The following is a 22,576-nucleotide window of genomic DNA, read 5'->3' as shown; positions in this document are numbered from 1 at the left end:
TACGGGGCCGCCGGTCACGTACCGGCGAGGGCGTGGCCGAGCAGGCCGAGGGGCGGGGAGCCGAGGTCGAGCATGGCGGTGTGGAAGCGGTTGAGGCCGAAGCCCGCGCCCCATTCGGCTCTGGCGCGGTCGCGGAGGGCGAGGATCTCCAGCTTGCCCCAGGTGTAGCGGCCGTAGGTGGGGTCGAAGGTGGCCCGCGCCGCCTCCGACAGGGCCGCGGGACCGGCGATGTGGGTGTCGGCGGCGAAGCGGCGGGCGCCCTCCTCGACGGTCATCGCGCCGGAGTGCACACCGATCGCGCAGGCCAGCCGGGTCACCCTGATGAGCGCCTCCAGCCACACGCCGATCTCGAAGCGCGGGTCGTCGGGGGCGAACCCCTCCTCTACGCAGAGTTCCTCCGCGTAGTGGGCCCAGCCCTCCGCGAAGGCGAGTGACATCAGCGTCCGCCGCACGTCGGAGCGGGCGTGGCGCAGGGCGCGGCCGTGGGAGAAGTGACCGGGGGCGACCTCGTGCACGTTGATCGCGGGGAGCGTGGTCTCGCTGAAGACCTCCAGCCACTCCTCGACGTCGCGCTCGGGCCACGAGGGGTCGGGCGGGGTGACGTGGTACCAGGAGGGGCTGTCGGGCTCGCCTGGCGCCGACCAGCTCATCATGGCCATGCCCCACCGGCGCGACTCGGGCGCGATGCCGACCAGGCACACCCCGTCGTGGTAGGGCACCAGGTCCTTCTCCCTGGTGAAGGCGATCGCCCTCTCGGTGCCGATCCTGGCCGCCTCGATCACGCCGTCGGGGCCGGGGTGCTGCCTGACGAGCTCGCGCGCGACCTCCAGCGGCGGCCGTCCGGCGAATCCCAGCGCGGCGCACGACTCCGCCAGCCGGGCCATCAGGCGGTCGCGCTCGGCGTCGGCGCGTTCGGCGAGCCGTCCCAGGTCGACCGGGAGGCCGTCACCGGCGCCCATGAGCCTGGCGAGACCCTCGGCGCCGAGGGAGGCGTCCGGGTCGCCGCCGTGCGCGGCCTTCTCCACGTGCTCCACCAGCCGGGCGTGGGCCCTGAACGCCGCCTCCCGCACGCTCTCCTCGGCGTCCCGGGGCACCCCGGAGGCCAGGCCGCGCACCGGCCCGAGCAGGGCGGTCGCGACGGGGGCACTGAGCAGGTCGAGCGCGGCGATCGCGTTGTCCACCGCCTCGGGCCAGCGGGCCAGGTGCGCGAGCTTGGCGGCGTTCCGCTCGGCCTCGGGGGCGTACTCGCGGTCGTAGGTGGCCAGGTCGAGGTTGCCCAGGTGCTCCAGGGGGTTGCGGCGGTGCAGCTCCAGCTCGCCGAGCTGCACCCGCGTGGCCTCCTCGAAGATCTGCAGGTGCGCCGCGTCGTACGGGTCGCCGGGCAGCGGTCCCCGGCCCAGCGCGGCCAGCCCGGCGCGCACCCCCTCCGGTGACAGGTCCTGGATCAGGCCGTCGTACTCGTGCCGCCCGGCCATTTCCCGGACGCCGGAGACGGTGAGGTCGCACACCGCGCGAAGGCGGCCGTCGAGTTCGGTCATGAACGCGACGCTATATCAGCGAAACCGCCGCGAACCCGGGCGGCACTATCCGGACAGGTTCCCGATGATGGTCTCCAGGGCCGGCCGGGGAGCCCTGCCGAGCAGTTCCCGCAGGTCGCCGCCCGTCGCGTCCATGAACCCGTTCGCGATCGAGGAGTAGGTGCTCACCAGCATCGGGACCTGGAAGGACGGCAGGCCGAGGGCGGTGAACGCCTCGCGGGCCCCGGCGAGGGTGCCGGGCTCGTACGAGACGGCGTCTCCGGTGGCCCCGGTGAGAGCCGCGGCCAGCTCCGCGCCACCGACCGCCTCCTCCCCGACCAGCTCGTAGGTCCGGCCCGCGTGCGCGGAGGCACCGGTCGCGACCAGGGCGGCCACGTCGGCCAGGTCCTCGCGGGCCACCGCGGCCAGCCGTCCCGAGCCCAGCGGCGCGGTGATCCTGCCGTCCACGACGGGCGCGAGCGTCGCCAGCAGTTCGGCATAGAGGCCGTTGCGCAGGATCGTCCAGCTCGCGGCCCCCTCGCGGAGCCTGCGTTCGGTCCAGCGGTGGGCGAGCGCGTAGGCCAGGTGGTCCCCGGCGGCGCTGAGGCTGGTGTAGACGATGTGCGAGACCCCGGCCTTCTCCGCCGCCTCGATCGCCGCGCCGTGCCTGGCGATCACCACGTCGTCCTCGCCGTAGCCCGCGGAGATCAGCAGCAGCGTGTCCGCCCCGGCGAAGCCCTCCTCCAGCGAGGCGGGGTCCTCGAAGTCGATCAGGCGGGCCGGTGTCCCGGCGGGGACCGTCTCCGGAGCGCGGCTGCCGACCACCACGTCGTCCCGCCCGGCCAGCCGCGCGACGACGAGCCGCCCCAGCGCGCCCGTCGCCCCCGTCATGAAAATCATGAAATCTCCCCAGAGTGAGTGGTTCTCTTCGGTAACCGGGTCCATCATCGACAACCAGGGCGCGTGACATAAGGAGGCACTTCGATGTCAGTGGGGCACACCGCGGTAACCACGGAGCCGGTCGTCTCCTGCGGGGACGAGGACTGCGGCATCCGTGAGGTCCTCGACCGGATCGGCGACAAGTGGTCGGTGCTGGTGGTCGTGGAACTGGCCCAGGGGGTACGCCGGTTCCGCGAGCTCCAGCGGGCCGTGCCCGGCATCTCGCAGCGGATGCTCACCCTGACCGTGCGCCGTCTGGAGCGCGACGGCCTGATCTCCAGGACCGTCCACGCCGTCGTCCCGCCGCAGGTCGACTACGAGCTGACCCCGACCGGGCACAGCCTCACCCACCTGGTGCGGGCCCTCGCCGACTGGTCGGCCGAGCACCGCGACGGCATCGCCGAGTCGCGCCGCCACTGGGACGCCGCCCACCCCGGCTCCGGCATCCGCTGAGGCCCGCCGTGAACCGTCCCGGACTCCCCGGAGACCGGCCTGCGCGTACCGGCCACACCGTCCGGCGAGAAACGGGCCACGGTGGGTCCGGCGAGGACCGGCTCCCCGGGCGCGGGTTCACCCCGCCAACGGCCCGCCGGGCCATGTCCACCCGTCACGGGTGAGGCCCGGCTCATCGGGGATCGGCTGTGGCCTCCGGTTCGGTGATCCGGTCGAGCAGCGCCTCCAGCGTCTTGTCGTCCGTGGCGGGGGCCATGACGGTGATCCGCAGGTGGCGGACCCCGCCGACCTCCGCCGAGGTCAGCTGGAAGGCGCCGTCGTCCATCAGGCGCTCACGGATGTCCACCTGGTCGCCGCCGCCGTACCGGAAGCAGACGATGTTGCTCTCCGGCTCGTACGGGCACTCGAAGCCCGGCCGCTCGCGGGCCAGTTCCCAGAAGCGGTGCGCGGTGGCGTACCGGCTCGCGACGTACTCGCCCAGGCCCCGCTCGCCCCGCCAGGCCAGGTTGAGGAAGACCTTCAGGCCCAGCTCGGCCTTGCTGCACTCCACGGTCCTGCCGATGAGGTCGAAGCCCTGCTCCCCGTAGAACAGGTAGCTGGCCCGCTGCCGGAAGGCCGCGTCAAGGTCGCCCTCGCGCCGGGTCAGGACCGCCGCGACCAGGCTGGAGGTACGCAGCATCTTGTGCGCGTCCCAGATCAGCGAGTCGGCGAGGTCGATCCCGTCGAGCAGGTGGCGGTGCCCCTCGGAGAGCAGCGCGGAGACGCCGTGGGCGCCGTCCACGTGGAACCAGACACCGTTGGCGGCGCAGAACTCCCCGATCCCGCGCAGGTCGTCGTAGAGGCCGGTCCCGGTCGCGCAGGCGTTCGCCACCAGGGCCATCGGCCGCCGTCCCGCCCGGCGCACCCGCTCCAGGGCCTCGGGCAGGCGGGCGACGTCGATCCTGCCGAGCCCGTCCACGTCCAGCGGCATGACCGCGCGCTCCCCCAGCCCGAGGATCGCGGCGGCGCGGGTGAGCGAGTAGTGAGCCGACACCGGGGCCAGCAGGGCGAGGTCGCCGGGGACGCCCTCGGTCCACGCGTCGGGGGCCGCCGCGGCCCGCGCGGCGAGCAGCGCGGTGAGGTTGGCCAGCGAGCCGCCGTGGGTGAGGACCCCGCCGCCGGAATCACCGAAACCGACCATGCCGAGCATCCAGCGCAGGACCTCGAACTCCACGGTCGCCGCCGAGGCGCCCATCTCGTAGATCGCCATCGGGTTGTTGTGCGCGCCGTGCACGAAGTCGGCGAGCGCCGCGGGGAAGTCGGGGGCGGCGACCTGATGCCCCAGCTGGGCGGGGTGGTGCAGCCGGGTGCCCTCGGCGAGGTAGGCGCGGAGGAACTCCGCGTACCCCTCCGGCGTCATCCCACCCTCGCGGATCCACCGGGCGAGCCCGAGCCGCCCGGCCAGCTCTCGCGGAGGTGTGCGGCGGATGACGGGCGCCGCGCCCCGCTGGCTCTCGTCCACGTAGGCGGCCAGCTCGTCGACGGTCACACCCGCCGCGCGTACGAACTCCTCGACATTCCACATCACACCGGGATCCTGGTCGAATTCCCGGCATCCTGCCAGCCGGGACGTGACCGCCGTGACCGTTCACCGCCCGGATCCCGGGCTCAGGACGATGTCCGGGTGGCCGGGTGAGTCGTTCAAGAGGGAAGCCACCAGCGGGCCCAGACGGTTTTGCCGGGATGGTCGCGGAGCGGGGTGATGCCGGAGTCGTGGGCGAGGGCCTCGACGATCGTGAGGCCGCGCCCGTGCAGGGCGTCGGTGTCCAAACGGAGGTGCCGGGGCTGTCCCGGCCCGTGGTCGGTGACCTGGAGGTGGAGTTCGCCGGCTCCGGCCCGCAGGGAGAGGGTGGCCGGGGCGACGCCGTGGACGACGGCGTTGGCGAGAAGCTCTCCGACCACGAGGACCACGTCGTCGGCAAGGTGCCGAAGTTCCCAGGCGTTGAGCGTGTCGTCCACCAGGGCGCGGATCTTGGCGATCGCCGAGGGGTCGTGGGGCACGTCCCAGCAGGCGGTGCGGGGGTAGTCCGGGACGTCGGGCATCGTGACTCCTCGGAGTGCCGGTGGGGTGTGTTCGCTCTCCCGCGTTCGCGGGGGTGCTGACGCGGTGGGTCGGGTCTCGTGTGTCAGCCGTGGCGGCGAGGGCTGCTCGGCCGCGCGCATCACATCGCGGAGGTCGTTGGCGGTGCTCGCGTACACGATCAGAGGTTCGGGGGCGAGCCAGAGGGCGACAGCGTGGAAGCACCGGGTGGCCGGGCCGTACCAGACGGCCCAGGCGGGTTCGAGCAGGTCGAGCTGCCGAGCGCAGGCCGCGCTGGCCGCGTCCCAGTGCCGGGGAGCGGCCGGAGAGACGGGTGCGCCCCGCCGGTGCCGCCCGTTCGGTCGCTTCCGGCCTTCCCTCCCGCTCATGCCGTCGCCGTCGGGGTGATGCGGCTCGTACCCACCGGACGCGAACCTGAGGGGTTCGGCGGCCATCCACGCCGGTAGGGAACAGCATCCGGTGTCACAGGCTGCTCCTGTCGCCGATGCCGCCCGGGCGAGCAAGCCGGGAAGTCGGGCCGCAGCGGAGGACGAGCCGTATGGGGTTCAGCGTGCAGCGGCGGACGGGAGGCCGGAGGTTCGGGCCTGAGGATCGGTCGCATCGATACGGGCGCCGCCTGGGACCGATCGCACAGCCCCAGACGCCTACGTGCGGCCATCCGGGCGCGGACCTGCGCGGCGGTGGGCTGCTGCCAGTCGTGGCGGATCCGGTGCGGAAGGCTCGTGGCCTCGTGAGCGTACGGGGGATGCCCGCACCAGCGGCAACCGAGCGGCATCGGCGGCTGGTCGGCGTGCCAACGGACCCGGATCGGCCTGAGGTTTTCTCTAGGGTTGTGCATCGGATCGGACCTCCTGAGTCTGTTCAAGGAGCTCGTCCTGGCGTGCGATGCCGTGACGGGCCCCGCTTTCATCCGGGTCGGCCTGCCATCAGAGAAGCGTCGGCACCTGTCTCCTCACCAGCGCATGTGCCAGGTGCGCACGCCATGTGCAGGATCTGCATATCCCGCTTCTTGGAGATGGACGGCAGGAGTATGGTGACCGAGGGAAACGGTGTCGTGACCGGGAGTCGCGATGGGTGGGCAACGAAGCACACACGATGATGATCAATGGCAGTCGCCACAGCTGCGGGTACTGATCACCGCCCATGACGTCGGCGGTGTCATCAGGTTCGCGCGGCAGCTACGGAGCTGGAAACAAGCCGACCTGGGGAAAGCCTCGGGCTACTCGGCATCGACGATCTCCCGGCTGGAGACAGGTCGGCGTGCGGGGATCGACCTGCAAGTGCTGCGCCGCGTCGCCCACGCAGCCGGGGTACCTGGTCATATCCTTAGCGCGCTGATCAATCCGGTTACGGTGGCTGAAACGATGGGTCAGCCCGCGAAAGAAGACTTGATGCGCCGCCGCACTCTGCTGTCCGCCGCCGGACTCGCCATCCCTGCTCATCTGCTGTCCAGGCTCGATGACGCGCTGGCCATCCCGCCCGCATCCTCCGGTCCTCCTCTGCCCGAGCAGATTGCCTCCCGTCTGGCCTGGGCGCGAAGCCGCTTCGACAGCGGCGATCTGGCCCGGCTCGTCGCTGATCTGCCTGACCTTCTGGCCCTGGCCCACGAAGCGGCCGATAGCCGGAGAGTGGATGCTTGCGCGCAAGCGGCCGCCTGCTACGACCTGGCGACCGAGACGCTGGACAAGATCGGGAGATATGAGGCGAGCAGGATCACCGCAGACCGTGCCAGCGTGTTCGCGGGCCTGTCCGGCTCCCCGATCAGCATGGCCGCCTCGGCGCGCTCCCTGGGCATCGTGCTACGCCATGAAGGCCGCCAGAAAATCGCCGACCAGCTCACTCTGCAGGCCACCCACCGCTTGGAGGCCACAGGACTTGGCACGCCCGCCCACGCCGCCGCCTACGCCCAAATGCTGTGCACCTGCGCCTACAACGCCGCACAAGCAGGAGACCGAGATCGCGCCCTAGAAATGATCAAACAAGCCGCGCACGTCACCACCCGGCTTCCCATGCGGGCGATTGCGGACCAGCCCTTCAGCATCGGCCCCGCGTATGTCAGCCTGTACGAGATCGGCGTGCACTGGTCCCTCGGCGACGCTGGAGCGGCCCTGCACGCCGGGCGCGACGTGCATCCCAACCAACTAGCCACCCCTGAACGACGCGGACGCCTGTACACCGACCTGGCACGAGCATGGTGGCAATGGGGCAAACCCGAACAGACCACGGTGGCCCTGTTGAATGCCTTCCGACAATCGGCCGACGAAGTCCGCGCTCGGCCTACCATCCGCGCGATGGCGGTCACCTTGATCAACCAACATCCTCGGGTGGCCGGTGTACAGACGCTGGCCGTCGCTATCGGCCATCGGCGCTGACCTGTGCGGCCCTCGTGTCCCGTTGAGTGGGGGCGAGGGTACGGCTCCAGTTGCCAGCCGTATGGTCAGAGTCCGGTCATGCCGCGCAGCCCGTGACCCGCCACACCCTCAGGTGATTCCCACGATGGGAAGGCGCAGGGCTCCGGGAGCGGCGGACGGGACGGCGGGGGTTCGGGGGGCGACGGGCGTCAGGCGGGCGTACGGGGAGCCCTGGGCGGGGCGGGTGTCCGGTTCTCCCCTGTTGGGCCACAGCGCCATCGCGCGCTCGGCCTGGGCGGTGATGGTGAGGGAGGGGTTCACGCCCGGGTTGGCGGAGACCGCGGAGCCGTCGACGACGTGCAGGCCCTGGTAACCGTGGACGCGGTGGTACGGGTCGATCACCCCGGTTTCGGGCCCGGCGCCGATGGCGCAGCCGCCCAGGAAGTGGGCGGTGGCCGGGATGTCGAACAGGTCGAGCCAGGAGCCGGCCGGGACGCCGCCGACCTCCTCGGCCGCGTGCCGGACGAACTCGTGACCGGCGGGCAGCCAGGTGGGGTTGGGCTCGCCGTGGCCCCGCTCCGAGCGCAGCCGCCGGCCGAAGAGCCCCCTGCGCGTGGACAGGGTGATCGAGTTGTCCTTGGCCTGCATGACCAGCGCGATGATGCCGCGCTCCGACCACCGGCGGTGGTTGAACAGCCTCGCCACCCGATGGGGCGCGCGCAGGGCCTCGCCGAGGAACTTCAGCCCGCGCGGGGCGCCGCCGCCGTCGACGAGCAGGGTGCGAAGCACGCCCATCGCGTTGGACCCGTCTCCGTAACGGACCGGCTCGATGTGCGTGTACGCGTCGGGGTGGATCGAGGAGGTGATCGCCACCCCCCGGTTGAGCTTCTCCCCCTCGGCCGACAGGCGCTCGAACCCGAGCAGCGCCTCCGAGTTGGTCCTGGTGAGGGTGCCAAGGCGGTCGGAGAGTCCGGGCAGCGTCCCTGCGGCCTTGAGCCGGTGCAGCAGGCGCTGGGTGCCGTACGTCCCCGCCGCGAAGACCACGTGCTCGGCGGTGAACGCGCGGCGGCGCCAGGGCGCGCCCGTCCCACGCGTCTCGACCCGGTAGCCGCCGTCCACCGGGACGACCGAGGTGACCGTGGTCTCGGGGAAGACCCTGGCCCCGGCCCTCTCCGCCAGGTAGAGGTAGTTCTTGACCAGCATGTTCTTCGCCCCGTGGCGGCAGCCCGTCATGCACTCGCCGCACTCGGTGCAGCCCCTGCGGCGCGGCCCCGCGCCGCCGAAGTAGGGGTCGTCCACCTCGACGCCCGGGGTGCCGAAGAAGACGCCGACCGGCGCCAGGTGGAAGGTGTCGCCCACGCCCATCCGCTCGGCGACCGCGCGCACCACCCTGTCGGCCGGGGTGACGGTCGGGTTGAGCGTCACGCCCAGCATGCGCGAGGCCTGGTCGTAGTACGGGGCCAGCTCCGCCTTCCAGTCGGTGATGGACGCCCACTGGGCGTCCCGGAAGAACGCGTCCGGCGGCTCGTAGAGGGTGTTGGCGTAAACCAGGGAGCCCCCGCCGACCCCGGCGCCCGCCAGGACCATGACGCCGGCGCCCTTCTGTCCCCGGAGCACGTGGATGCGCTGGATGCCCTTGAGGCCCAGCGCCGGGGCCCACAGGAAGTCGCGGACCCGCCAGGAGGTCCTGGGGAGCGTGGTCTCGTCGAAGCGGCGCCCCGCCTCCAGCACGGCGACCCGGTAGCCCTTCTCCGTCAGCCGCAACGCCGAGACGCTCCCGCCGAACCCAGAGCCGATCACCAGCACGTCGTGGTCGAACACGGCGGCTCCCTTCGAACGACGGCCCCCGACGACCTCCCGCGCCCCCGACGGCCCCCGACGGCCCTCGCAGCCCCCACGGCCCCGACAACCGGCGGCCCCGGGGCCCTCACTTCAGGTGGAGCGTCTTCATGATCTTGAAGGCGGTCGCGAGGGTGTCGGCGTACTTCTCGTACGCCATGCCGAGGATCGGCTCGAAGCCCAGCCAGGGCGCCTGGCTGGAGACGGTCTGCCCCTCGGTGTACCTCAGCAGCCCCTCGGTCCCGTGGCGGCGGCCGAGGCCCGAGGACTTCATCCCGCCCATGGGCGCGTCGTAGGAGGCGTAGGCCGACCCGTAGCCCTCGTTGATGTTGACCGTGCCCGCCCTGATCCGGGAGGCGAGCGCCCGCCCGCGCGGCACGTCGCGGGTCCAGACGGAGGCATTGAGCCCGTACGCGGTGTCGTTGGCCCGCCCGACCGCCTCGTCGTCGTCGCCGAAGCGGTAGATCGCGACGACGGGGCCGAAGGTCTCGGCGCGGCACAGCTCCATGCTCTCGTCGACACCGGACAGGACGGTGGGCTCGTAGAACAGCGGGCCGAGGTCGGGGCGGGCCCTACCCCCGGCGAGGACCCGGGCGCCCTTCGCGACCGCGTCGTCCACGTGGGCGCCGACCGCCTCCAGCTGCCTCGGGGAGGAGAGCGAGCCCATCTGCACGTTCCAGTCGAGCCCGGCGCCGAGCCGCATGTTCCCGACCTGCCGGACGAACCGCTCCACGAACGCGTCGTACACGGAGTCGTGGACGTAGAGCCGCTCGACGGACAGGCACAGCTGCCCGGCGTTGGTGAAGCAGGCGCGCAGCGCGCCCTGGGTCGCGGCGTCCAGGTCGGCGTCGTCGAGCACGAGCATCGGGTTCTTGCCCCCGAGCTCCAGCGAGCAGCCGATCAGCCGTTTGGCCGCCTCCTCGGCGATCTTCCGGCCGGCCCGGGTGGAGCCGGTGAACGCCAGGTAGTCGGCGTCGTCGAGCAGCGCCTCGCCCACCTCCGCGGGGTCGCCGAGGACGACCTGCCAGATCTCGCGGGGCATTCCGAGGGAGACCAGCAGGTCGATCGTCCACAGCGTGGACAGCGCGGTCTGGGTGTCGGGCTTGTGGACGACGGCGTTCCCCGCGAGCAGCGCGGGGACGGCGTCGGTGACGCCGAGCGAGAGCGGGTAGTTCCACGGCGAGACGAGGGCCACCGTTCCCCGGGGCTGGCGCGTCTCGACCGTCCTGGTGGCGACGGGCAGGATCCCGGCCCGCCTCCTCGGCTCCAGCAGGCCGGGAGCCCTGCGCGCGTAGTACAGGGTGCAGCCCGCGACGTCGAGGACCTCCTCGAAGGCGTGCCTGCGGGCCTTGCCGGTCTCCCACTGGACCACGTCGAGGATCTCCTCGCGGCGGTCGAGGATGGCGTCGTGCAGGCGCAGGAAGGGCTCGGCACGCTCCCGCGCGGGCCTGGCCGCCCACGCCCGCTGTGCCTCCCGCGCCGCGGCGTGAGCGGCGCGGACGTCGTCGGCGGTGGAGACGGGCAGCTCGGCGAGGACCTCGCCGGTGAACGGCGCCGTGATCTCCCGCGTCTTTCCGCCGGAGGTCACGTGCCGTACGACGCGCTCGATCATGCGGGGGTCGAGAACCCGTGTCATCTCGGCCCGTGTCATTTCAGGGGGAACGGCCATGTTCGCAGCGTAATCGTGGGAGGCGTGCCATGACTACCGGTGAGTAGCAGGGGGTTGAACCGCGCGGCCTCCCGATCCGTCGTAGGGGCATGAGGACATCGATTCGTACGGCCGGCGCGGTCACCCTCGCCGCCGCGCTGCTCGCCACGGCGTGCACCTCGACGGAGACGAAGACCGCGGCGGGCCGTACGGCACCGGTCGATCTGGGCAACGTCAAGCTGGTCTCCTACAGCGGCTGTGACGACATGCTGACCGGGCTGCGCGCGGCGACGGTGAAGAACGTCGGCCCCTGGGGCATCGGCGGCCCCGTGGTCATGTACGCGGAGGCGCGGTCGGACACCGCCGCCAAGAGCACGGCCGGGGCGCCCGAGCACTCGACCACGAACACGCACGAGGCCGGGGTCGACGAGCCCGACCTGGTGAAGACCGACGGCGACCGGGTCGTCACCGTGAACCGCGGCGTGCTGCGGGTGGTGGACGCCGCGACCAGGAAGGTCACCGGCACGCTCAAGCTCGTGGACGCCGAGCAGGTGTGGGCCCCGGCCGACCTGCTGGTCAGCGGCGACAGGGCGCTGGTGCTGTTCTCCGGCGGCGGGATCATCCCGTACGGCGCGACGGCCAAGCGCGCGGCGAGCCCGGGGCCGCGCTACGTCCTCGTCGACCTGTCGGGGAAGCCGAAGGTGATCGGCTCGCTCACCCCCGACGGCTCCCACGTGGACGCCAGGATGGTCGGCTCGACCGTGCGGATCGTGGTCCGCAGCCAGCCGCGGATCGAGTTCCCCGACGCCGGGCCCGACCTGTCGGACAACGAGCGCACCCGGCGCAACGCGGAGATCGTGGCCAAGGCGCCGATCGAGGCGTGGCTGCCGAAGTACGAGCTGACGACCGCGGACGGCGTGACCTCGGACCGCACGGTCGACTGCGGGCAGGTCAGCCACCCCGCGGAGTACACCGGGACGTCGATGCTGACCATGCACAGCCTCGACCTGTCCCAGGCGCTCGCCGAGACGGCCCCGATCAGCGTCGCGGCCGACGGCGACACCGTCTACGGAACGGCCTCCAGCCTGTACGTGGCCAGCAACCCGCGCTGGTGGTGGCCCCGGCCGATCGACTCGATGATCGTCGATGTCCCGGCGACACCGGCTTCCACCCCGGCGACGCCCTCGCCGTCCGGCTCCATGAGCCCGTTCGCCACCCCCGCCACGTCCGGGTCCGCGAGCCCGATCGCCACGCCCGCCGCCGCGTCGGGTCTCGACCCCGCTCCGAGCCTGCTCCCCGAGCCCTCGGCGCCCTCGACCGTCTCGCTGACTCCGGCCCCTGACGTGACCTTCCCCGACTCCCCCACCCAGACCATCACACCGGGCGTCACGGCCTCGTCGACCCAGAGTCCGCCCTCGATCCCGCCGTCCGACCCTCCCTCGTCCGGCACCGTCCCGCCGACGGCGACCCCGGAGCAGCCGCCGGAGGAGACCGAGGTCCACCGGTTCGACATCACCGCGGCCGGGGCGCCCCGCTACGTCGCCTCGGGCAAGGTTCCCGGCAGGCTGCTCAACCAGTACTCGCTGTCGGAGTACGAGGGACACCTGCGGGTCGCCACCACCTCGACCGCCGCGCAGGACACCTCGACCGCCCCCCCGACCGCCGCGCCGGACACCTCCAGCGCCGTCTACGTGCTCGACGCCGACACCCTGGCCAGGACCGGCGAGGTCGGCGGGCTCGGCCGGGGTGAGCGGATCTACTCGGTCCGCTTCATCGGCCCCGTCGGCTACGTGGTGACGTTCAAGCAGGTGGACCCGCTCTACACGCTCGACCTGCGCGACCCGGCGGCACCGAGGAGGACGGGCGAGCTGAAGATCACCGGCTACTCGGCGTACCTGCATCCGGCGGGCGACGGGCGGCTGATCGGCGTGGGCCAGGAGGCGAGCGAGGAGGGCCGCACGCTCGGCACCCAGGTGTCGCTGTTCGACGTCAGCGACCCGGCCAACCCGCGCCGCCTGTCGCAGATGTTCCAGAAGGACTCCGGCTCGGAGGCCGAGTGGGACCCGCACGCCTTCCTGTACTGGGCGAAGACGGGCATGGCCGTCCTCCCGCTGAGCTCGTGGACGGGTACCGAGCAGACCAACGGGACCGCCCTGGTCCTCAAGATCGATGACTCCGCGGTCACCAGGACCGGCACGGTCGTCCACCCCAGGCCCAAGCCGGCGGAGAACGACCGCGTCTCCCCGTACGACCCGGGCATCCGCCGCTCGGTCGTCATCGGCGACAGCCTGTGGACGGTCTCCGACCTCGGCCTCAAGGTGAGCGACATGAAGGACCTGGCCGACCGGGCCTGGATCCCCTTCTCCTGACCCCCCTCGCGACCTCCTGCCGTACCCCGCGCGGTCAGGTGATCGTGGCGACCTTCTCCTGATCCCCCTCGTGACCTGGCGAACTCCCGAACCCGCGCCCCCGGCCCGACCGCCGGGGGCGCACCCGTTTGCACGCTCCAGAAGGCCCTATAACACTGACATATACACCTTTACAAGATCTTGTCATGACACTTGAATCGGTGTTACCTCTTGCGCAACACACGTGATCTGCGTGTGGCATGGCCGGCGACGGCCATCTTTCGCTGGAGGATCGGTGTCGACCAAACCCTGGTCACGCATTACCGTCATCGCAGCCGCCACCGCGGCGCTCGTCATTCCCCTGCCGGGGGTCGCCCAGGGCGAACCCGGCGGCCAGCCCCCCAAGGTCCACGACTTCCAGGCCGAACACGGCGGCAAGCCCGACCTGGACAACCGGCGCGGCAGCGTCGCACCCCCGACCTCGCTCTCCAGGTCGGCGGCGGCGAGCACCGCGACGATCCGGTGGAACACTCTCGGCACCCCGGCCGTCATCTCCGATTCCGCCCCCCTCGCCGAGGGCCTGGACGCCGACCCCGAGCGGGCCGCGCGGGCCTACCTCAAGGCGAACGAGAACCTCTTCGGACTCTCCGGCGAGGCCGTGGACGCGCTGGAGAAGATCGCAGCCAACCCCATCGGTGACGGGTACGCCGTACTGCTCAGGCAGAAGTTCGGCGACCTGCCCGCGGGCGTGGACGGACAGGTCGTGGTCGGCGTGAAGGGCGGCAAGGTCCTCCACGTCACCTCGACCCTCTCGCGCTCCCCCGAGGCGCCTCCCGCCGCCAGGCTCACCGAGCAGCAGGCGCTGGAGATCGCGGCCAGGGACGGCGGGATCGACCTGGCCACGGCCAGCGTCAAGAAGGCCACCGCCACGGCGGTGCCCGCGCCCGACGGGACGCACAACGCGTTCCAGATCACCCTGATCGGCGGCGGCGAGGGCGAGCCCGCCGCGTACACGACGCACGTGGACGCGGTCAGCGGCGAGATCCTGACCCGCGAGAACCTGGTCGACCACCACAGCGCGCCGGACGACCCCAGATGGGAGGCGTTCCCGGCCAATCCGCCGGCCGACTACTCCTCCACCGACACCCGCGCGACGTGGTGCGCCAAGGCCGGTCCCGGCTGTGACGTGGTCGGGGCCGACCCGGCCACCGGCAAGGCGTGGGACGTCGGCCACGCCACGGACACCCCGACGAACACGAGCGTCGGCAACGCCGCCAAGACCGTGGAGAACCGCGCCAGCGGCGACGCGTTCTCCGTCGGCACCCGCAGCAACGTGGCCACGCCGAACCGCGAGTACGTCTACCCGTGGACCAACAAGTGGTACACGGCCAAGTGCGACCCGGCCTCCCTGGACCAGCCCGGCGAGGCCGACCTCGAAGCCGCCATCTCCAACCTGCACGTCATGCACAACCGCATGCACGACTGGTCCTACCGGCTCGGCTTCACCGAGACCGCCTGGAACATGCAGAACGACAACGGCGAGCGCGGCGGCCTCGGCGGCGACCCCGAGCAGGGCAACGCCCAGGCGGGCGCCCGGGTGCTCAGCGTGCGCGACAACGCCAACCAGATCACCGGTCCCGACGGCGTCGCCCCCATCACCAACATGTACATGTGGCAGCCGATCGCGGGCTCGTTCTACTCGCCCTGCGTGGATGGCGACTACGACATGTCGGTGATCGGGCACGAGTACACCCACGCGATCTCCGGCCGTATGATCGGCGGCCCGAACGCCGGGTGGAGCGGCGCCCAGGCCGGGGCCATGAACGAGAGCACCTCCGACCTGTTCGCGATGGAGTACCTCTCCGAGTACGGCTTCCGCCCCGCGGGCGACACCCCGTACGTCACCGGCGGCTACGTCACCGGCGACAAGAAGGCGGGCATCCGTAACTACGACATGTCCGACTCCCCGCTGAACTACAGCGACATCGCGTACGACATCGTCGGCCAGCAGGTGCACGCCGACGGTGAGATCTGGTCGGCGACCCAGTACGACGTGCGCAAGGCCTTCGTGCAGAAGTACGGCCAGGGCACCCCGGCCAAGCAGAAGGCGTGCGCCGACGGCAAGACCCCGGTCGGGGAATGCCCCGGCAACCGCCGCTGGGCGCAGGTCTCCTTCGACGCGCTGCTGCTGATGGCCACCGGCGCGGTCAGCTACGTCGACCACCGCGACGCGCTGCTCGCGGCCGACGCCATCCGCTTCGGCGGCGCGAACCAGGCCATCATGTGGCGCGCGTTCGCCGAGCACGGCCTCGGCCAGGGCGCGGCGAGCGTCGGGAGCAACGACCCCGACCCGACGCCGAGCTTCGTCGACCCGGCCGGCAAGAACGGCAGGATCCAGCTCAAGCCGCTGCTCGACGCCAAGGACGCGGCGCTCCGGCTCTACGTCGGCGACTACGAGGGCCGCGTCGTGCCGGTGGCCGACACCGACCCGGCGACCGAGCTCGGCGACACCGTCGAGATGACCCCGGGGATCTACGACTTCGTGGTCGCGGGCAACGGGTTCGGGCACACCCGGGTGAAGTTCGCGGTGCTGCCGGGCCTGAAGCTGCCGCTGCCGCTCGCGGTGCCTAAGAACCTCGCCTCCGCGGCACTGGGCGCCACCGCGACCGGTGACGGCGTCAACCAGGCCAAGCTGATCGACGAGACGGAGGCGACGAACTGGGCCTCGCTCACCGGACCGGTCAAGGGCAAGGCCGTCACCGTGGACCTGGCCGGGACCAAGCCGGAGAAGATCCGCCGCGTGCAGGTCAGCGCGATGCTCAGGCCCCCCGCCGCCACCGACCCGGCCGACCCCGGCACCCAGAACCGCTTCAGCGCCCTGCGCGCCTTCGAGGTCCTGGCCTGCGACGCCACGAAGAAGGACTGCTCCTCGCCCGCGTCCTTCTCGGTCGTCTACACCAGCCCGTCCAACGCCTTCGAGACGCGCAGGCCGCGTCCCCGCGGCGCCGACCTGGTCATCGAGTCCTTCAAGATCCCCACGACCACCGCGACCCACCTGACCCTGCGGGCCGTCTCCACCCAGTGCACCGGCAACCCGGTCTACGCCGGTGAGCAGGACGCCGACCCCAACTCCGCCACCGACTGCGCCACGGCCAGCCCCGCCAGGGACCACCTGCGCGCGGCCGAGTTCCAGGCCTTCACCCGCTAGTCCTCCCGGAGTCTCCTGCCGGTCCCTCCCGAGGGGCCGGCAGGCCCTCCGGACACCCGTTGGTCCCTCCGGGGTCTCCTGCCGGTCCTCCTGAGGGCCGGTAAGCCCTCCGGACACCCGCCAGACCCTCCGGGGTCCCGTCAGTCCCTCCGGAGGAGTCCCCGGGTCCCGAGTTTCCCGGGGCCCGGGGACCTTCCGGTTCCGGGGGAGTTCCGGTTCCGTGGGTTCTGGTTCCCCCGGGAGGGGTTCTGGTTCCGGGGGGTTCCGGTTCCTCGGGGACCCTCCGGTTCCGGGGGTTCCTGGTTCCGGGAAGGTCAGACCGGGTTCGTCTCGGGGCTGGCCACCGGCACGATCTCCGGGGCGCCGAGGCGGATGGCGTCGGCCTCCTGGTCGGTGTCCTGCTCCTGGGAGAGGCGCTCGGACTCGACGCGCTTGGTGTAGTACTCCACCTCGCGCTTGATCTGCTCGGCGTCCCAGCCCAGCGGCTCGGCGAGCAGCTGGGCCGCCTCCTCGACCACGCCCAGCCCCCGGTGGAAGGTCTCGATCGAGATGTGCGTACGGCGGGTCAGCACGTCGTTCACGTGCCGGGCACCCTCGTGGGTCGCCGCGTAGACCACCTCCGCCCGGAGGTAGTCGTCGGCCCCCGTCAGCGGCTTGGCCAGCGACGGGTCCCGCTCGATCAGCGCCAGGACCTCGTCGATCATCGACCCGTACCGCTGGAGCAGGTGCTCGATCCTGGCCACGTGCAGCCCGGAGGACTGGGCCAGCCGCTGCCGGGAGTTCCACAGCGCCTGGTAGCCCTCGGCCCCGGCCAGCGGGACGCGGTCGGTACAGGAGGGCGGGACCCGCTGGTCCAGGCCGTGCGCCACGGCGTCGACCGCATCCTTCGCCATAACACGATATGTCGTGTATTTCCCCCCGGCCACCATGACCAGCCCCGGGACGGGATGGGCCACCACGTGCTCGCGGGAGAGCTTGGACGTCTCCTCGGACTCCCCCGACAGCAGCGGGCGCAACCCGGCGTAGACGCCCTCGACGTCCTCGCGGGTGAGCGGGACCGAGAGCACCTCGTTCACGTGGTCGAGGACGTAGTCGATGTCCAGCCGCGACGCCGCCGGGTGGGCCCGGTCCAGCTCCCACCGGGTGTCGGTGGTGCCGATGATCCAGTGACGGCCCCAGGGGATGACGAACAGCACCGACTTCTCGGTGCGCAGGATGATCCCGGTGAGAGAGTGGATCCGGTCGCGCGGCACCACCAGGTGGATGCCCTTGGAGGCGCGTACGTGGATCTGCCCGCGCCCGCCGACCAGTTCCTGGATGTCGTCGGTCCACACGCCGGTGGCGTTGACCACCTGGCGGGCCCGTACGTCCACCTCCCTGCCGGTCTCCAGGTCGCACACCCGGACCCCGGTCACCCGCTCCCCCTCGCGGAGGAAGCCCACCACCTGCGCCCGCGAGGCGACGTTGGCCCCGTACGTGGCCGCCGTCCGCAGCATGGTCATGACGTAGCGGGCGTCGTCGACCTGGGCGTCCCAGTACTGCACCGCGCCGGAGAACGACGCCCTGCGCAGCGCGGGCGCGAGCCGCAGCGCCCTCTTGCGCGACAGGTGCCTGTGGCCGGGCACGCCCCGGGCGAGCCCGGTGGAGAAGCCCATCGTGTCGTACATCACCAGGCCCGCGCCGACGTAGGGCCGCTCCCAGCCGAAGTGCGTCAGCGGAAACAGGAACGGCACCGGCCGCACCAGGTGCGGGGCGATCCGCTGCAGCAGCAGGGCCCGTTCCTGGAGCGCCTCCCTGACCAGCTCGAAGTTGAGCTGTTCCAGGTAGCGCAGACCGCCGTGGATGAGCTTGGACGACCTGGACGAGGTGCCCGAGGCGAAGTCGCGCGCCTCCAGCAGCCCGACGGACAACCCTCGGGTCGCGGCGTCCAGCGCGACACCCGCTCCGACGACCCCGCCTCCGATCACCACCACGTCGAGTTCCTCGGCGCTCATCTGCGCCAGTGCGGCGGATCGCTCGGCAGGACCGAGCCGTCCGGTGCCCATTCGCGCCGTCATTGTGCAACCCCCTGGGGTGCGGCTTGTCGCCTTACGTGAGGTATCTACCCATCTACCCTAGGCACCATTACCGACCAGTAGGGAACGGCGGCAGTGATTCACGCCCTACCCCCGTGAACAGCAAGAAGACAAAGAAAAACCAAAGGGAGGACAACACCACGGGAACACCCCGGCGGGACGGGCGAACCCCGGGCCGGGCACCCGCCAATCGATCACCCAGAGCAAGGAAAGTGAGCCCAGGCAGGCCGCCCGCCTGCCGCTGTGGTTCCGGCGCCGGGTGGAGATCGAGCAGAGTGCCGACGCGCTGCGGACCTGGCAACCGCTCATCATCCCCGGTCTGCTCCAGACGGTCGACTACGCGCGGGCGCTTCTCGGCGGCAAGCCGGGCGTCAGCCCCGGCAGGGTGGAAGCAAGTCTGGCCGCGCGGATAGACAGGCAGCACATCCTCGACCGCGAGGACCCGCCTATGCTGTGGGTGATCCTGGACGAAGGCGTCCTCACCCGCCCCGTCGGCGCCGCCGTGTGGCACAAGTCCTCACTCTCCGGCGACAACGGCGGCGACTGCGTGGAGGTCGCCGAGCTGTCCGGCGGACGCCGAGGCGTCCGCGACAGCAAGAACCCGACCGGCCCCGCGCTGGTCTTCACCCCCACCCAGTGGACCACCTTCACAAACGGCGTGAAGAACGGTCAGTTCGGCTGACACCCACAAGGATCGACGAACGCGGGCTCCCCCGAAACCGAGGGAGCCCGCGCATGTCCCGCCCCTTGAGCGAACCCGCGCCCCGGCGCCGGGAGTGGGTCAGCGGTGTCCGCTGGATCTTCGGCGATCACCACCGGTTCCCCGAACACTCGCCGTGGTGGTCGAGAAGATCGCGCATGTCGTGATTTGTGGTCAAATCATGGGTTGTGATCAAACAAGCGATGGCAATGACGTTGGTGGTCGGGTCGGTTCTGGCGGGAACCGGTGCGGCCCACGCGAGCACCGCCGAGATCCCCAAGGGGTTCCTGCTGACCGAGGCGAAGGCGAGGAAAGGCGTCGATCCGGCGTTCAAGGACGAGGAGTCGTGGACGATCAGCAACAATCCGTCCCGCCGGCTCGAACTCAACCCCTGCCGTACCAAGGGGAAGCCCCGCGACGGCCGGGTCGCGATGCGCACCATCACACACTCGACCAGTGCCCCCTCCTTCAGCAGCGAACAGCTCGTGCTGTACGGGAACGCCAGGTCGGCCAAGGCCGCCTTCGCCAAGCTGCGGGCGGACCTGAAGCGGTGCCCGCTTTCGACGTACCGGTATTCCGGCAAACCGTTGCGGGTGAAGGACGAGGCCATGTCCGTCACGGGCTACTACCACGAGAAGGGGAAGATCGACAGGTCCATGTCCCCTGTGATGTGGGGGGTGGCGCGGCGGGGCAGCGCCTTGTTCCTCTACGTCAACGATGGCGTGGACGGTGTGACGTACGGCATGAACGAGCGAGGACGGTTGAAGGTGCTCGCCGACCAGGCGCAGAAGATGGCGAAGAAGGTGTGTGACCTGCCCGGGGTGTGCCGGTAAGCCGCGCGCGTCGGAACGATCGGTCCCGCCTGGGCGAACCCGCGCCCCCGGCACCGGGAGTGCCGGGAGCCGGTTTTCCCGGGGACCCGCGAGGATGGGGAGCATGAGCATCACACTCGCCGACGCCCGCGTCGTGACCCCCGAAGGTGTCCACGAAGGCTGGCTCACCATCGAAGACGGCCGCATCACCCACGTGGGCCAGGGCTCGGCCCCCGGCGCCGGGCTCGGTCTCGGCGGCCGGTACGTCGTGCCCGGCTTCGTCGACATCCACAACCACGGCGGGGCGGGCGGTTCCTTCCCCACCGGTGACCCGGACCAGGCGAGCCGGGCCGTCGACCTGCACGCCCGCCACGGCACCACCACGCTCATGGCCAGCCTGGTCACCGCGTCCACGGACGATCTGGCCAGGGCCGCCGCGTCCCTCGCCGACCTGTGCGAGGACGGCCTGCTCGCCGGGATCCACTTCGAGGGCCCCTACATCTCCGCCGCCCGGTGCGGCGCGCACAACCCGGCGCTGCTGCGCGAGCCCTCGCCGGTGGAACTCACCGGGCTGCTCAAGGCCGGGCGCGGCCACGTACGAATGATCACCATCGCCGCCGAGCTGCCCGGCGCGCTGGACACCGTGCGGGAGGCGGTGGCCAACGGCGTGATCGCCGCCCTCGGCCACAGCGACGCCACCTACGAGCAGACGATCTCCGGCATCGAGGCGGGCGGCAGCGTCGCGACCCACCTCTACAACGCGATGCCGCCGCTGCACCACCGCGACCCCGGGCCGATCGCCGCGCTGCTCCAGGACGAGCGCGTCACGGTCGAGCTGATCAACGACGGCGTGCACCTGCACCCGGCCATGACGCGCCTGGCCTTCGAGGTCGCGGGTCCCGGCAGGACCGCGCTGATCACCGACGCCATGGCGGCTGCGGGCATGGGCGACGGCGTCTACGGGCTCGGCCCGATGACGGTGAACGTCGCGGACGGGGTGGCCCGGCTGGCCGAGAGCGGCACCATCGCGGGCAGCACCCTGACCATGGACGTCGCGTTCCGCCGCGCCGTGCGCGAGGTGGGCCTGTCGCTGGCCGAGGCGTCCGAGATCGCCTCCCTGACCCCCGCGAGGGTTCTCGGTCTCGCCGACCGCCTGGGGTCCGTCTCGGTCGGCAAGCGGGCCGACCTGGTGGTGCTCACCGACGACCTGGAGGTCTCCGGCGTCATGCGCGGGGGCACCTGGATCACCGAGCCCCGCTGACCCCGCCGACCCCCTGGATCACCGTCCCCGAGCCGGACCCGCGCCCCGGACCCGCGCCCCGGACCCGCGCCCCGGACCCGCGCCCCGGACCCGCGCCCCGGACCCGCGCCCCGGACCCGCGCCCCGGACCCGCGCCCCGGACCCGCGCCCCGGACCCGCGCCCCGGACCCGCGCCCCGGACCCGCGCCCCGGACCCGCGCCCCGGACCCGCGCCCCGGACCCGCGCCCCCGGCGCCCGGCCGGGGGGCCGGGGCCGGGGCCCCGCCCCGTGAGCCGGACGCGGGCGGGTCAGGGCCAGTCCCAGCGGATGCCGACCAGGCCGGGTTCCAGCGACCTGGCCACCAGGTGCACGGCGTTGTGGGCGTTGAGGGAGAGCTCGCCGAGGTCCTGCTCCCCGGCGCCGGGGCCGTGGCGGGTGAACCGCCGGACGCGCACCGGGAGGGCTTCCGGGGCGAAGTTCACCCGGAGCACGTACTGCCCGGCCCGATATCGGAAGCCCCGCTCGTACTCGACCGTCTCCACCCCGCTCGGGTCGGCCAGCTCGTAGCGGATGATCTGCGTCTCGCCGGTCCGCAGCACCCGGTCGAACAGCAGTTCCGCCACGACCAGGGCGGTCGGCCCGTCGCGGCGGATCCGGCCGACCCGGCAGTCCTCCAGGGCCCGTACGCGCACGCGTTCCACGTCGCATCCCAGGTCGCCCCGGTAGACCATGATGTAGCGGTCGGTGGCCTCCTCGTGCGCCTGCACCACCTGGAGCGTCTCGCGCCGCACGGTGCTGCGGTCCGGACCGATCCGCAGCGTCTCGTACATCCCGGCGATGTGCAGGCGCCGGTCGTCGGCCACCCCGTCCAGGTCGTGGATCATCGCCGACAGAGTGTGGGAGGACTCCATGATCGCGGAATAGGACAGGGCGCCCACCGGCAGTTCCCTCGCGTCCCGCCCGCGCGGCCGTGGCGGGCCGAGAAGGGCCATGAGAGAGCGCGGCGGCAGGACGAGGATCTCCTCCAGGGCACGCACCGCGCGCAGCGACTCGGGGCGCTCAGGACGGCGCAGGCCCTGCTGCCAGTAGCTCAGGCTCGTCATCCCGACCCGGAGACCGCGCTCCCCGAGATGCCGGCGGAGCCCGCCCAGGGTCATCCCACGAGCCTCCACCGCGGCGCGCAGCGCGGCGTGGAAAGGCCCTTCCTTGAGGGCGACCCGGAGTTCTTGATCATTTGGCACGTATGAATGCTCACAGATTTCGTCCCGCACGTCATTTGGGATTTCACCGGCGCGGGAGACGGCGAACACCCGGCCCACCCGGCCGGGTGTTCGCGCACGAGACCTCAACCGGCCGGGCGGGGGC

15 protein-coding genes are annotated in these 22,576 nt (G+C 71.9%); 7 read left to right on the top strand and 8 right to left on the bottom strand.

Annotation, left to right across the window (positions count from 1 at the left end; all coding sequences use genetic code 11):
* Positions 1-14: 14 nt before the first annotated feature.
* Positions 15-1,538, bottom strand: a complete 1,524-nt coding sequence (locus tag OG587_RS13110; protein WP_329090092.1) for a DUF885 family protein — start codon at positions 1,536-1,538, stop codon at positions 15-17.
* Between the two features lie 45 nt (positions 1,539-1,583).
* Positions 1,584-2,417, bottom strand: a complete 834-nt coding sequence (locus tag OG587_RS13105) for an NAD(P)H-binding protein (RefSeq protein WP_329090090.1) — start codon at positions 2,415-2,417, stop codon at positions 1,584-1,586.
* Positions 2,418-2,501: 84 nt separating this feature from the next.
* Between OG587_RS13105 and OG587_RS13100 the strand changes: the two genes are divergently transcribed.
* On the top strand, positions 2,502-2,909 hold the full coding sequence (locus tag OG587_RS13100) for a winged helix-turn-helix transcriptional regulator (protein ID WP_329090088.1): 408 nt from the start codon (positions 2,502-2,504) through the stop codon (positions 2,907-2,909).
* Between the two features lie 172 nt (positions 2,910-3,081).
* Here the strand turns inward: OG587_RS13100 and OG587_RS13095 are convergent, their stop codons facing one another.
* Complete coding sequence (locus tag OG587_RS13095) at positions 3,082-4,473, bottom strand: pyridoxal phosphate-dependent decarboxylase family protein (protein WP_329093833.1); 1,392 nt, start codon at positions 4,471-4,473, stop codon at positions 3,082-3,084.
* A gap of 116 nt (positions 4,474-4,589) precedes the next feature.
* Positions 4,590-5,423, bottom strand: a complete 834-nt coding sequence (locus OG587_RS13090; RefSeq protein ID WP_329090086.1) for an ATP-binding protein — start codon at positions 5,421-5,423, stop codon at positions 4,590-4,592.
* A 636-nt stretch (positions 5,424-6,059) separates the two neighbouring features.
* On the opposite strand from OG587_RS13090, the gene OG587_RS13085 reads away from it, so the two are divergent.
* A complete protein-coding gene (locus OG587_RS13085) occupies positions 6,060-7,361 on the top strand; it encodes a helix-turn-helix domain-containing protein (protein ID WP_329090084.1) in 1,302 nt (433 codons plus the stop codon).
* A 108-nt stretch (positions 7,362-7,469) separates the two neighbouring features.
* Here OG587_RS13085 and OG587_RS13080 read toward each other — a convergent pair whose 3' ends face one another.
* The gene (locus tag OG587_RS13080) at positions 7,470-9,161 is read right to left on the bottom strand and encodes a GMC family oxidoreductase (RefSeq protein ID WP_329090082.1); all 1,692 of its coding nucleotides are present in this window, start codon (positions 9,159-9,161) and stop codon (positions 7,470-7,472) included.
* A gap of 106 nt (positions 9,162-9,267) precedes the next feature.
* A complete protein-coding gene (locus OG587_RS13075) occupies positions 9,268-10,815 on the bottom strand; it encodes a succinic semialdehyde dehydrogenase (RefSeq protein WP_329090080.1) in 1,548 nt (515 codons plus the stop codon).
* A 122-nt stretch (positions 10,816-10,937) separates the two neighbouring features.
* On the opposite strand from OG587_RS13075, the gene OG587_RS13070 reads away from it, so the two are divergent.
* Both OG587_RS13070 and OG587_RS13065 read left to right on the top strand, forming a co-directional pair.
* Positions 10,938-13,196 (top strand): beta-propeller domain-containing protein, encoded by a 2,259-nt coding sequence (locus OG587_RS13070; protein ID WP_329090078.1) that lies wholly within the window; start codon positions 10,938-10,940, stop codon positions 13,194-13,196.
* Positions 13,197-13,470: 274 nt separating this feature from the next.
* A complete protein-coding gene (locus OG587_RS13065; protein WP_329090076.1) occupies positions 13,471-16,383 on the top strand; it encodes a M36 family metallopeptidase in 2,913 nt (970 codons plus the stop codon).
* 314 nt (positions 16,384-16,697) lie between these two features.
* Here OG587_RS13065 and OG587_RS13060 read toward each other — a convergent pair whose 3' ends face one another.
* The gene (locus tag OG587_RS13060; RefSeq protein ID WP_329090075.1) at positions 16,698-18,440 is read right to left on the bottom strand and encodes a glycerol-3-phosphate dehydrogenase/oxidase; all 1,743 of its coding nucleotides are present in this window, start codon (positions 18,438-18,440) and stop codon (positions 16,698-16,700) included.
* A 277-nt stretch (positions 18,441-18,717) separates the two neighbouring features.
* On the opposite strand from OG587_RS13060, the gene OG587_RS13055 reads away from it, so the two are divergent.
* The 3 genes from OG587_RS13055 to nagA all read left to right on the top strand — a co-directional run bounded on the left by OG587_RS13055 (position 18,718) and on the right by nagA (position 21,231).
* Complete coding sequence (locus tag OG587_RS13055; RefSeq protein WP_329090072.1) at positions 18,718-19,140, top strand: DUF397 domain-containing protein; 423 nt, start codon at positions 18,718-18,720, stop codon at positions 19,138-19,140.
* Between the two features lie 221 nt (positions 19,141-19,361).
* On the top strand, positions 19,362-19,991 hold the full coding sequence (locus tag OG587_RS13050; protein WP_329090070.1) for a hypothetical protein: 630 nt from the start codon (positions 19,362-19,364) through the stop codon (positions 19,989-19,991).
* Between the two features lie 103 nt (positions 19,992-20,094).
* Positions 20,095-21,231, top strand: a complete 1,137-nt coding sequence (gene nagA / locus OG587_RS13045; protein WP_329090068.1) for an N-acetylglucosamine-6-phosphate deacetylase — start codon at positions 20,095-20,097, stop codon at positions 21,229-21,231.
* Between the two features lie 288 nt (positions 21,232-21,519).
* On the opposite strand, the gene OG587_RS13040 is transcribed toward nagA, so the two are convergent.
* Positions 21,520-22,452 carry a hypothetical protein gene (locus OG587_RS13040; RefSeq protein ID WP_329090066.1) on the bottom strand — a complete coding sequence of 311 codons (933 nt, stop codon included), beginning with the start codon at positions 22,450-22,452 and terminating at the stop codon, positions 21,520-21,522.
* Between the last annotated feature and the right edge of the window lie 124 nt (positions 22,453-22,576).

It is taken from the genome of Streptosporangium sp. NBC_01469 (genome assembly GCF_036227305.1).
GTDB lineage: Bacteria > Actinomycetota > Actinomycetes > Streptosporangiales > Streptosporangiaceae > Streptosporangium.
This window is presented reverse-complemented; position numbering and strand designations above follow the sequence as displayed.